Here is an 11,839-nt window from a genome sequence, read left to right as displayed (position 1 = left end):
GGGTCAGCTCTGGCAATCGGACATTTTGCGCAGCAAAATGTCCGATTGCCAGAGCTGACCCCGACTTTTATTTTGCATCCTTGACGCGGCGGCGAGCGACAAGGCGCCGCATCGCTTCGATTAGCGGCTCGTTGGCGGCAGTCGGCTCCAGCTTCTGGCTTAGCTCGTCGAAGGAATCGACGGCTGCTTCCGGCAGTTTCAGGCCTTCGCCGCTGGGGCCGACGTGGGCAATCCCTTTTGGCATCTGTACGCGGAAACGGATGTTGTTAATCTGCCACCCTTTTTCGTTCAGTGCCTGCTGCAATTTTGGCACCTGCTGCTTGAGTTTTGCCCCCACCGCGGGGTTGGGGATGGCCAAGGTCAGTTCGCCGCCGTCGAAAGCGAAGATTTCGCAGCTTTTGAAGGCCGAAGGCAGCACTTCCGCACAGTCGCGTTGTAAATTTACCATGCGCTGCACGGCCGGCAGCAAAGCGGCCAGGCGTGCGTTTCCGCGCAGGAAATCCGTGGCTTCCTGCGGGGCGTGCTTGCGGTCGGTGAATGAAAAGCGCATCCCATCATTTTACCGTGGCGGACCCAGCCGGTGAATTTTTCAACGCTAGCCTATTGTTATATAGGCCAAGATCCCAACCTTGCCCGGAACGCATGATAAAATCACGCACTTTTGCCATTGGCGGACCCGAGGAAGAATTTAAGAAATGTCCTTACTGACCCAGATTTTCGGCAGCCGCAACCAGCGTCTGCTTAAGCAATACCAAAAAACGGTAAAGGCGATCAACGCCCTGGAGCCGGAGTTTGAAAAGCTGTCGGATGCCGAGCTGCAAGCGAAAACGCCGGCCTTCAAGGAACGCGTTGCCAATGGCGAATCGCTGGACGACCTGCTGCCGGAAGCCTTCGCCGTCTGCCGCGAAGCATCCAAGCGCGTATTCAAGATGCGCCACTTCGACGTACAGCTGATCGGCGGCATGGTATTGCACTACGGCAAGATCGCCGAAATGGGCACCGGCGAGGGCAAAACCCTGACCGCCACCCTGCCGGCCTATCTCAATGCGCTGTCCGGCAAGGGCGTGCACATCGTGACCGTCAACGATTACCTGGCCCAGCGCGACGCTGAGACCATGGGCAAGCTGTACCGCTGGCTGGGCCTGTCCTGCGGCGTGAACCTGTCGCAGATGCCGCACGACCAGAAACAGGTCGCCTACGGCTCCGACATCACCTACGGTACCAACAACGAATTCGGCTTCGACTACCTGCGCGACAATATGGTGTTCGAAGCGGCCGACCGCGTGCAGCGCGGCCTGAATTTCGGCATTGTCGATGAAGTGGACTCGATCCTGATCGACGAAGCGCGTACGCCGCTGATCATTTCCGGCCAGGCCGAGAACCATACCGACCTGTACCACAAGATCAACCTGGTGCCGCCTCAGCTGACCCTGCAGATCGGCGAAGAAACCCCGGATGGCAAGGGCAAGATCGAAGTCCCAGGCGACTACACCAAGGATGAAAAAGCGCACCAGGTGCTGCTGACCGAAGCCGGCCACGAGAAGGCCGAAGCCATCCTGACCAAGATGGGCCTGCTGCCGGAAGGCGCATCCCTGTACGACTCCGCCAACATCACCCTGGTGCACCACCTGTACGCAGCACTGCGCGCGCATGCCCTGTACTTCAAGGACCAGCACTACGTGGTGCAGAACAATGAAGTGGTGATCGTCGACGAATTCACCGGCCGCCTGATGACGGGCCGCCGCTGGTCCGACGGCCTGCACCAGGCAGTCGAAGCCAAGGAAGGCGTGAAGATCCAGAACGAGAACCAGACCCTGGCCTCGATCACCTTCCAGAACTACTTCCGCATGTACGGCAAGCTGGCCGGCATGACCGGTACCGCCGACACCGAAGCTTACGAATTCCAGGAAATCTACGGCCTGGAAACCGTGGTGATCCCGCCGAACCGTCCTTCGCAGCGCAAGGACCGCCAGGACCAGGTGTACAAGTCCAACGCCGAAAAGTACAACGCGATGATGCTCGACATCCGCGACTGCTACGAGCGCGGCCAGCCGGTGCTGGTGGGTACCACCTCGATCGAAAACTCCGAACTGCTGTCCGGCATCCTGGACAAGGCCAAGCTGCCGCATAACGTGCTGAACGCAAAACAGCACGCCCGTGAGGCGATGATCATCGCCCAGGCGGGTTCGCCGAAAGCGATCACCATCGCCACCAATATGGCAGGCCGCGGTACCGACATCGTGTTGGGCGGTAACGTGGAAAGCCAGATCAAGTTCATCGAAGAGAATCCTGAGCTGAGCGACGCAGACAAGGCCGCGCAAGCGCAATCGCTGCGCGACAACTGGCAGGCCTTGCACAACCAGGTGGTTGCAGCCGGCGGCCTGCACATCGTCGGTACCGAGCGCCACGAATCCCGCCGCGTCGACAACCAGCTGCGTGGCCGTTCCGGCCGCCAGGGCGACCCGGGCTCCTCGCGCTTCTACCTGTCGCTGGACGACCCGCTCCTGCGCATCTTCGCCGGCGACCGCGTGCGCGCCATCATGGACCGCCTGAAGATGCCGGAAGGCGAGCCGATCGAGGCGGGGATCGTGTCCCGTTCCATCGAATCCGCGCAGCGCAAGGTCGAAGCACGCAACTTCGATATCCGTAAGCAGCTGCTGGAATACGACGACGTCGCCAACGACCAGCGCAAGGTGATCTACTCGCAGCGCAACGAGCTGCTGGAAGCGACCGAGATCTCCGACACCATCATGAGCCTGCGCCACGGCGTGTTCACCGACGTGGTGCGCCAGTTCGTGCCGGAAGAATCGGTGGAAGAGCAGTGGGACATCCCGGCCCTGCAGAAGACGCTGGCCGCAGAGTGGATGATCGAGATTCCGCTGACCGAGATGATGGAGAAGGAAAACAATATCACCGACGAAGACATCGTCGAGCGCGTGGTGGCGGCAGCCGATGCCGTATACCAGGCCAAGGTCGATATCGTTTCCAAGGAAGCCTTCGCCGGCTTCGAGCGCAACGTCATGCTGCAGTCGGTGGACACCCACTGGCGCGAGCACCTGGCAGCGCTGGACCACCTGCGCCAGGGTATCCACCTGCGCGGCTATGCGCAGAAGAATCCCAAGCAGGAATACAAGCGCGAAGCGTTTGAACTGTTCGGCACCATGCTGGACATGATCAAGAACGACGTGATCCGCATGGTGATGATGGTCCGCATCCAGTCGCGCGAAGAAGTCGAGGCAGCGGAAGCGGCCATGAACCAGTCGCACCTGGAAAACGTCCACTACCAGCACGCGGACTTCAACCCGAACGCCGCTCCAGAAGAACTGCTGGCCCCAGCCGCCATCCCGTCGGAAGACCTGCAGGCAGCATTGGACGCAGGCTTCAAGGTCGGCCGCAACGACCCATGCCCGTGTGGCAGCGGCAAGAAATTCAAGGCTTGCCACGGCAAGCTGGCATAAGCCTTAACGCCCCACCCAACGGCCCGGCCGCGCAAGCGCCCGGGCCGTTTTTATTCGGTTGACCATGCTATATTTTCGGAGGGCATATCGGCTGCCTGCTGATGCCTTGCATTGTCTGCGTGGCTCCGGTCTACCTCAGGAGTGTTGGAAAACTCCTTGCGATGAGGTCCTTGCCGGCCCAAGGCAACTCTGTCAATCCAGTTAATCGCGCTGTGGCGAACTGCAAGGGATGACAAGGCGGACCGTGGTGCCTTGACCTGGCGCGGAATCAATCGTGATACGCCCGCCCATCACGCCGGTGACGATGTTATAGACGATGTTCATGCCCAGGCCTGTGCCGCCATTGCCCATCTTGGTGGTGAAGAATGGATCGAAGACGTGGCGCAGGACTTCTTCCGCCATGCCAGCGCCGTCGTCGCGGAAGATAATTTCGATCTGATCGTCCTCAATGGCGCGGGCCGACAAGCTCACGTGCCCGCAGTTACGGCCTTCAAAAGCATGCATCAAGGCGTTGTTGATCAGGTTATTCAGCACTTGGTAAAAGCTGCCCGGGTAGGAGTCCAGCTCCAGTTCCGGCGGCACGTCGACTTCCATCTGGATCGCACTGCGGCGCAGGCGCGGCGTGTAGGTCGCGGCGGTATCGAGCGCCACGGTTTGCAGGCGGAAGTGGCGGCGCTGGTCGTTGGTCTGGTCGACCGCAATCTGCTTGAACGACGCGATCAGGGCCGCGGCCTTTTCCAGAGAGCTGGAAATCAGGCCACAGGCCAGCTGCACTTCTTCCAGGTGGTTATTCAGGGTGGAGCGGCGGATCGCGCCGTCGGCCAGGGTCTGCTTGAACTCCTTTACCCGGTCGTCCAGCGCGGTCGAGGCCAGCAGGCTGTTGCCGATCGGCGTATTCAGCTCGTGTGCGATGCCGGCCACCAGTGAGCCGAGGGAGGCCATTTTTTCAGAGGCAATCAGGTCGTGCTGCGTGCGCTGCAAGGTTTCCAGTGCATTCGACAAATCTTGGTTGGCCTGCTCCAGCGCGGCCGACCGTTCTCGCACGCGCGTTTCGAGCGCATCGTTCAATTCGCGTAACTGCTGCTTGGCGTTCATCTCCTGCGTCAGGTCGAGCAGGGCCCAGATGATGGCGTGGCGGCCGTCAAGCTGCAGGGAGGATGACCAGATCGCTACCTGGCCTGGACGCTCGCCCGGCAACATCACTTCCGCCATTTCGCCCTGTACCACGCCATGCAGGCGGATCTTGTTCCAGATGCGCTGGCGCTCGTTTGGGGAGGCCCAGAATTGCACTTCATCCGAGCGCTTGCCAATGAGCTCGTGCAGCGGAATGCCGAAGATGCGCGCCAGGGCCTGGTTGGCGCCGATGATGCGTCCATCCTGGTCGGAGACCGACAGCGGAAGGGGGGTCATGTCGAACAGTGTGCGGAAGCGTTCTTCCGATTCGCCCAAGCGGCGCTGCGACTCCTCCAACTGGGCGATACGTTCACGTAGTGCGACACTCATCAGGTTCAGCGAGTGGGTGACCACTTGCAGCTCATCGCCGCCTTGTTCGGGCAGTTGGCTGAATTCTCCTTGCGCCAGTTTTTCCGAATGGTTCGCCAGGGCGCTGAGGCGCTGGCCAATGCCGCGCGTCATGGCGATAAACAGCAGCAGGGCCAAGGCGAAGCCGAGCGCGGCGATCATGCCGCCCTGGCGCAGCACGTCGTCGCGCGCTGCCACCAGGTCGACGGTGGACAGGCCAAAATGCAGCGTGCCCACCTGGTTATCCTTCAGCAGCAGGGGCGCTTGCGCGTGCAGCAGCTTGCCCTCCACCGCTGTGCGAACGCCGCCCAGTTGCGCTTGGCGCAATGACTCGGGCATGAAAGTCGGGCGTTCGCCAGCTTCCAGCACGGTCTCGCCGGAGGCGTCGAGAATCACGATATAGCGCAGGAAGCTGTCGCGCGGGTCGGACAGCATTTCCGACCAATAGCTGCGCAGTTCGCCAAGCCGGCCGCTGCTGGCGTACGGCGTCAGGGTCAGGTTGAGGTTGACGGCGTATTCATGGGCCACCCGGTCGGCATTGCGGCTGACGGCATTGCTCATCAGCCGCAGGCTATTGCCGATTAACAGCGCCACCACCACCGACAGAACGAACGCGCTCAGCAGCAGAAATTTCGCGCGCAGCGAAAGCTTCAAATGCAACTCCCCAGGACATTTTATTGTTTAAATATCACGCCATTGTATCGCTTCATTTGTGGAAGTTGCCGAAATTTAAAAAAAACGCCGCCCGGCTGTTGCGGGGCGGCGTTGGCGCGTAGCAGGCGCAGTAAAGGTTTGCGGCTTATGGCAGGGTCAGGATGACTTTGACGCTGTCGTCGGCAGCCGATTTGTCGATATAGCCGATGGCTTTAGGGTCTTCCGCCACGGCCTTTTTGACCTCGGCGTTCGACTTGTATTCCTTCGGCGGCGTGGCCTTGCCGGTGAACACCAGCTTGGACCAGATGGCTTTCACCTGGGCTGGGTCCTTGTCGGCGACCTTCTGGTAGAAGTCGGCGCGGATCTTCGAGCCCTCGGCCTGGTCCACCGGGGTGAACATGGCCGATTTGCCGAGGAAGAACTGGCTCGCCTGTTCCGAGAACATGCGCGAAGCCGGGTTGTCCTTGTTGACGATCACAACGATCTCGGCCGATGCGGGCAGGGCTGCCGCAGCCAGGACGGAAGCGAGGAGGGCGGTCAGGATTTTTTTCATGGCCATCTCCTTAGAACACGAAGTCGATGCCGGCGGCATAGACGTTGACGCTCTTATCATAGCTCGGCACGCCGGATGGCAGGATCAGGGAGCCGCCCTTGACCGTTGGCTTGACGTGGTCAATCTGTACCTTCAAGGCCAGCGACTTGGCGAAGTCCCAGCGCATGCCGATCAGGTCGGTTTTCTGCTCAGGCGATACCAGCAGACCGCGGACGCTGGCCAGCGTTGGCGCCAGCGGGTGGCCGGCCGGCACGGTCGGTACGTTCACCGAGGAGCCGGCGCCCTTGTAGTAAGCGTGGGCGTAGTAAGGCAGCACTTTGCCGAAGCGGTAGCCGGCCATCAGGTAGCCCGAATTGGTTTCCGGGATGTAGACCGGGTCTTGCGCACGGCGCTGGGCATATTCAGCTTGCAGAACGATGTTCTTCCAGTCCATCGTCATGCCGATTTCGGTGAAGCTCATATGCTTGCCGCCCTTCAGGGTCAGGTCGTCGGCCAGTTGAACCAGCATCGGCACGTGGGTGGCAGTCAGGCTGTCGGTCAACGCGTTCATCGGCTGCAGGTTGTTGACTTCAATCTTGGCGCGGGCGTGCGCCAGGCGGCCGGTGAACGGGCCGTATTCGGCGGTCAGGGCCAGGCCGAATACCGGCGACTGGTGCTTGGCCACGGAGCCGCCGCCGGTCGGGATGTACAGCTTGCCACGGCTTACGCCGCCGAAGGCCTGCACGGTGACGTTGGTGTCGCCGAAGGCGTGCTGCCAGTTGACGTCGCCACCGTCCACGTTTTCGATCGGCGCCTGGCCGTACATCTCGATCGGTGGGCGCATCATGGTGTTGGCGTAGCCCACGTTCTGGTAGTCCGAGATCAGGAAGGCTGGCAGCACCACGCGGCCGACGCGCACATTGGTCTCGTCGTTCAGCTTGTACTTCAGGAAGCCCCAGGTCAGGTCGGTGGTGAACTGCTGGCTGGTGTTCTTGCGCGTCAGCACCTGCACGGTGCCCGACAGGCTGTCGCTGAAGGTGTAGGTTGCCTGCAGGCCCAGGTTGCTGTCCAGGCCGATGCGCGGCGAATCGCCGGTGCCTGCGGCCTGGTTGTAGCGCGCGAATTTCGCGTCGTCCTTGTCGGTCTGGGCGACGCCGAGCGTGCCGAAACCGCTGATGTTCAGGTTGCCGTCGCCCAGGGTGCCGGCTTGGGCCAACATGCCGGTTGCAGCCAGCACAGCGGCGGCGAGTAACTGTTTCTTCATGAAGTGATCCCGATTCGAATGTTGTTCTATTGATAGTGCGGTGCACCAAAGTCGTGCCAATTTTGTCATGGCAGTTTCCCAGAATAAACTAAACATGCACCGAGTTGAATCGGAAACTGCACAAATAGAGAGCATCTTCTAGAATTTGTGGGGTTTTTGAGTTCTTTAATTAGTCTTATTGCACCGCGCACTGAAATGCGCGTGCGTTTAAAATAACAGCTTCGTTCCCCATCAAGATTGAGAAGAAAACCATGGCCGTCAATTCCCCTATCCCTGTCGCCGCAGACCTGAAGCCGGTAGCCGGTATCGAGCTTGGCTTTGCCGAAGCCGGTATCAAGAAGCCGGGCCGCAAGGACGTGCTGGTCCTGAAGCTGGCCGATGGCGCCGCCGTGTCCGGCGTGTTCACGCTGAACCGCTTCTGCGCCGCGCCTGTACAGATTTGCAAGGAAAACCTGGCGGCCGTGAAAGGCGGCGCCAAGCCGATCCGCGCCCTGATGGTCAATACCGGCAACGCCAATGCAGGTACCGGCGAAGCGGGCATGGCGAATGCGCGCGCCACCTGCGCTGCGCTGGCCAAGGAACTGGGTTGCGACGCGCAGCAGATCCTGCCGTTTTCCACCGGCGTGATCCTGGAGCCGCTGCCGGTCGAAAAGATCGTGGCCGGCCTGCCGAAAGCGATCCAGAACCTGAAGGCGGACAACTGGTTCAATGCGGCCGAAGCGATCATGACCACCGATACCCAGCCTAAAGCTGCGTCGCGCACCGTCGATATCGCCGGCCACAAAGTCGCCATGACGGGCATTTCCAAGGGCGCGGGCATGATCAAGCCGAACATGGCCACCATGCTGGGCTATCTGGCCTTCGACGCCAAAGTAGCGCAGCCGGTGCTGGACGTACTGGTCAAGGAAGCGGCCGACAAATCCTTCAACTGCATCACCATCGACGGCGATACCTCGACCAACGATTCCTTCATGATGATGGCGACCGGCGCCGGCACCCTGGTGGTCGATTCGGTCGACTCGCTTGAATACAAGGCGCTGGCGGCTGCGGTGACCGAGCTGTCCGTATTCCTGGCACAAGCCATCGTGCGCGACGGCGAAGGCGCCACCAAGTTCATGACCATCACCGTGGAAGACGGCAAGGATGCCGCCGAATGCCGCAAGATCGCTTATTCGATTGGCCACTCGCCGCTGGTGAAGACTGCATTCTTCGCTTCCGACCCTAACCTGGGCCGCATCCTGGCCGCCATCGGCTACGCCGGCGTGGACGACCTGGACGTGAGCAAGATCAACCTGTACCTCGATGATGTGTGGGTAGCCAAGGACGGCGGCCGCAATCCGGACTACAAGGAAGAAGATGGCCAGCGTGTGATGAAGCAAAGCGAGATCACCGTGCGCGTGAAGCTGGCGCGCGGCACCGCCGCTTCCACCGTCTACACCTGCGACCTGTCGCACGACTACGTGTCGATCAACGCCGACTACCGTTCCTGATACGGATGTCGCGCCAATTCGACCAATTCCTCAAGCGTGCCGAGGCTTTGCTGGCGCGCGTGGAAGCCATCCTGCCGCCCGCCGCCCTGGCGCATGACTGGGAGGCCTCCAGCGCCTTCCGCTGGCGCAAGCGCAATCACGTCGGCTTCCTCCAGCCGGTGCCCCGGCCGGCGCAAATCGCTTTCGACGACTTGCAGCACATCGCTCGCCAGAAGGCGCAGATCGAGCAGAACACGCGCCAGTTCGTGGAAGGCAAACCGGCTAACAATGTGCTGCTGACGGGAGCGCGCGGCACCGGCAAATCCTCCTTGATCAAGGCCTGCCTGGGCGCGTTCGCCGCTCAGGGCTTGCGCCTGATTGAAGTCGACAAGGACGACCTGCATGACCTGCCCGACATCATGGACCTGGTCGCAGGCCGCCCCGAGCGCTTCGTGGTGTTCTGTGACGACCTGTCGTTCGAAGAAGGGGAGAGCGGCTACAAGGCGCTGAAAGTGGCGCTGGATGGCTCGGTGTCGGCCGTGACCGACAATGTGCTGATCTATGCAACGTCCAACCGCCGCCACCTGATGCCGGAGCGTATGTCGGACAACGCGACTTACAAGCATGACGAGGATGGGGACCTGCATCCGGGCGAAACCGTGGAGGAGAAGATTTCCCTGTCCGAGCGCTTTGGCCTGTGGCTGTCGTTCTACCCGTTCAAACAGGACGATTACCTGGGCATCGTGGCGCACTGGCTGGCGGCGTTCGGCTGCACGGTGCCGCAGATTTCCGATGCCCGCGCCGAGGCGCTGCAATGGGCGCTTCAGCGCGGCTCGCGTTCGGGCCGCGTGGCCTGGCAGTTCGCGCGCGACTATGCGGGGAGGCTGCAATGAGCAGGCCGATTGATGTTGCGGTTGGCATCCTGATGCAGCCGAACGGGGATGTGCTGCTCGGGCAGCGGCCTGAAGGCAAGCCGTACGCTGGCTATTGGGAATTCCCGGGCGGGAAGGTTGATCCGGGCGAGACTATCCTTGAGGCGCTCAAGCGCGAGTTTGTTGAGGAACTGGGCATCCATATCACCAGCGCTGAGGAATGGTGCGGGGTGGAGCACGTTTATCCGCATGCGCATGTGCGGCTGCATTTCTTTATCAGCCGGGAATGGACGGGGGAGCCGCAGGGCCTGGAGGGGCAGGCGTTTGCGTGGCAGGGGACGGTTGGCGTTGAGCCGCTGCTGCCGGCGACGATTCCCTTGCTGGAGTGGCTGGACCGGGTGCGTTACTAAACCCGGTAAACCAGGGGCAGACCCAAGGGTCTGACCCTGGTTTACCGGGTTTCCGGCGCGTCCTCGTCCAGCGGATCGGTCGGCGCAGCGCCCGGAATGGTGTACTTTTCCTCAGCCCACGCGCCCAGGTCGATCATCTTGCAGCGCTCGCTGCAGAAAGGGCGGTACTTATTGGCTTCCGTCCACTCTACCTTGGCATGGCAGGTGGGGCATTCAACGACAGTCGGCATGGCAGAACTTAGAAATTACAGAGGGTGAGCTCGAATGGTACATCTTCTTCCAGCGGCTTGGGTTTCAAATCGCCGCCCTGGGAGGTAAAGCGCACCCACAGCATGTACTTATTGGCCGAGATCTCGGGAATGGCGCCCAGCGACTCATCCACCGCCAAGCGCAGCATCTGGTAGACCTTACCCTGCAGCATCTGCTGGTAACTGCCGGCATTGGCAATCATCTTCACCGGCGCGCCCGAGTCGCGCAGCAGGCGCAGCACCAGTCCCAGCGCATCGAACAGCGGCGCCAGCGGATTGAACCAGGTCACGATATCGTTGAAACGCTTTTCCGCCGGCTGCTTCTGCCAGGCGTAGTAGGAAGGCAGGTCGAATTCACAGGCGCCGCCCGGAATGATGGTGCGGCCGCGGATGCTCATCAGCCACTCATTGTCGCGCACATTCTGGCCAGTCTTGCCCTGCGCCGCGACGAGGGCGCTGGAAACACTATCGAGTTCGGCCAGGATGGCGTCCAGCATATCGGCCTGGACATTCGGGTTGGAGCGGTAGCCCATCAGGCTCTGGCGCTGGCGCTCGAGTTCCTGCAGGAGATCGGATTTCAGGTCGGCGCGCCCGGCCACTTCGAGCATGTCGAAGATGGTGGCCAAAGCGACGTGGTGCTGCATCGGGTGTTCCTGATGCACGAAGAACTTGAACTTCTCGTAGAGATCCTCCAGGCGCAACAGCGTGCGGATGCGCTCATTGAAAGGATATTCGTAAACGATCAAAGCGTTCCTCGTATGGAAGACCTAGTGATAATCTCGTGATTCTGAACCATGCGAAGCAAAATTACAAATATTGCTGATAAAAATCATGCAAACGGTCCACCTGGGGCGTTAAATCTTCGATTCGGCCGCCATTGTCTATGACATCGTCCGCCGCTGCCAGGCGTACCGCACGAGGTACCTGAGCCGCCATAATAGCGCGTACTTGCTCTTCGGCGAGTCCGTTACGCGCCATCACGCGAGCAACTTGCACTTCTTCCGGACAATCGATCACCAGCACACGGCTGACGCGTTGTTTCCAGCTGCCGGATTCAACGAGGAGGGGAATGGCCAGCATGACGTAGGCGCCGCTGGCATCGGCTGCGGCCGCCTCGGTGGCGGCGCGGATCATGGGGTGCAGGATAGCTTCCAGCCGGCGCTTGGCGGCCGGCTCCCGGAAGACGAGTTCGCGCATCTGGGCGCGGTCCATGGCGCCGCGGCTGTCAGCCATCTGGGCGCCGAATTCGGCCAGGATGTCGGGCATGGCGGCGCCATTGGGCCCGGTCAGGCTGTGGGCAATCTGGTCGGTGTCAACGATGCTGGCGCCGCGCTCGGCAAACATATTGGCGACCAGGCTCTTACCGCTGCCTATGCCGCCAGTCAGGCCGATGACCAGGCGCGGCGGCATG

General features: G+C 61.2%; 11 protein-coding genes. 4 read left to right on the top strand and 7 right to left on the bottom strand.

Translation table 11 applies throughout. From position 1 onward, the window contains the following. Window positions 1-67 precede the first annotated feature (67 nt). Complete coding sequence (locus GM658_RS22130; protein WP_155456226.1) at window positions 68-550, bottom strand: DciA family protein; 483 nt, start codon at window positions 548-550, stop codon at window positions 68-70. 145 nt (window positions 551-695) lie between these two features. On the opposite strand from GM658_RS22130, the gene secA reads away from it, so the two are divergent. Beyond that, entirely contained in the window at window positions 696-3,458 is a 2,763-nt protein-coding gene (gene secA / locus GM658_RS22125) for a preprotein translocase subunit SecA (protein ID WP_155456225.1), read from the top strand. Window positions 3,459-3,659: 201 nt separating this feature from the next. On the opposite strand, the gene GM658_RS22120 is transcribed toward secA, so the two are convergent. From GM658_RS22120 to GM658_RS22110, 3 genes are all read right to left on the bottom strand, one after another. Further along, complete coding sequence (locus GM658_RS22120) at window positions 3,660-5,633, bottom strand: ATP-binding protein (protein WP_155456224.1); 1,974 nt, start codon at window positions 5,631-5,633, stop codon at window positions 3,660-3,662. A gap of 145 nt (window positions 5,634-5,778) precedes the next feature. After that, window positions 5,779-6,186, bottom strand: coding sequence for a type 2 periplasmic-binding domain-containing protein (locus GM658_RS22115; protein WP_155456223.1), 408 nt, complete (start codon window positions 6,184-6,186; stop codon window positions 5,779-5,781). 10 nt (window positions 6,187-6,196) lie between these two features. Continuing rightward, window positions 6,197-7,429: a porin gene (locus GM658_RS22110; RefSeq protein WP_155456222.1), complete on the bottom strand. Its 1,233-nt coding sequence runs from the start codon at window positions 7,427-7,429 to the stop codon at window positions 6,197-6,199. Between the two features lie 251 nt (window positions 7,430-7,680). Between GM658_RS22110 and argJ the strand changes: the two genes are divergently transcribed. From argJ to mutT, 3 genes are read left to right on the top strand one after another with little or no spacing between them, the layout of a single operon-like run. Then, entirely contained in the window at window positions 7,681-8,919 is a 1,239-nt protein-coding gene (gene argJ / locus GM658_RS22105; RefSeq protein ID WP_155456221.1) for a bifunctional glutamate N-acetyltransferase/amino-acid acetyltransferase ArgJ, read from the top strand. A 5-nt stretch (window positions 8,920-8,924) separates the two neighbouring features. Beyond that, window positions 8,925-9,791, top strand: a complete 867-nt coding sequence (locus GM658_RS22100; protein WP_155456220.1) for an ATP-binding protein — start codon at window positions 8,925-8,927, stop codon at window positions 9,789-9,791. Then, complete coding sequence (gene mutT / locus GM658_RS22095) at window positions 9,788-10,180, top strand: 8-oxo-dGTP diphosphatase MutT (RefSeq protein ID WP_155456219.1); 393 nt, start codon at window positions 9,788-9,790, stop codon at window positions 10,178-10,180. Before GM658_RS22100 ends, mutT begins: the two co-directional genes overlap by 4 nt. Before the next feature lie 41 nt (window positions 10,181-10,221). Here the strand turns inward: mutT and yacG are convergent, their stop codons facing one another. The 3 genes from yacG to coaE all read right to left on the bottom strand — a co-directional run bounded on the left by yacG (window position 10,222) and on the right by coaE (window position 11,838). Further along, complete coding sequence (yacG, locus tag GM658_RS22090; RefSeq protein WP_155456218.1) at window positions 10,222-10,410, bottom strand: DNA gyrase inhibitor YacG; 189 nt, start codon at window positions 10,408-10,410, stop codon at window positions 10,222-10,224. Between the two features lie 8 nt (window positions 10,411-10,418). Continuing rightward, complete coding sequence (gene zapD, locus GM658_RS22085; RefSeq protein ID WP_155456217.1) at window positions 10,419-11,174, bottom strand: cell division protein ZapD; 756 nt, start codon at window positions 11,172-11,174, stop codon at window positions 10,419-10,421. A 61-nt stretch (window positions 11,175-11,235) separates the two neighbouring features. Next, the gene (gene coaE, locus GM658_RS22080) at window positions 11,236-11,838 is read right to left on the bottom strand and encodes a dephospho-CoA kinase (protein WP_155456216.1); all 603 of its coding nucleotides are present in this window, start codon (window positions 11,836-11,838) and stop codon (window positions 11,236-11,238) included. Window position 11,839 lies beyond the last annotated feature (1 nt).

The sequence above is a fragment of the Massilia eburnea genome (genome assembly GCF_009720745.1).
Lineage (GTDB): Bacteria > Pseudomonadota > Gammaproteobacteria > Burkholderiales > Burkholderiaceae_D > Rugamonas > Rugamonas eburnea.
Note: the sequence above shows the minus strand (reverse complement) of the source record. Positions and strands in the feature narration are given on the sequence as shown.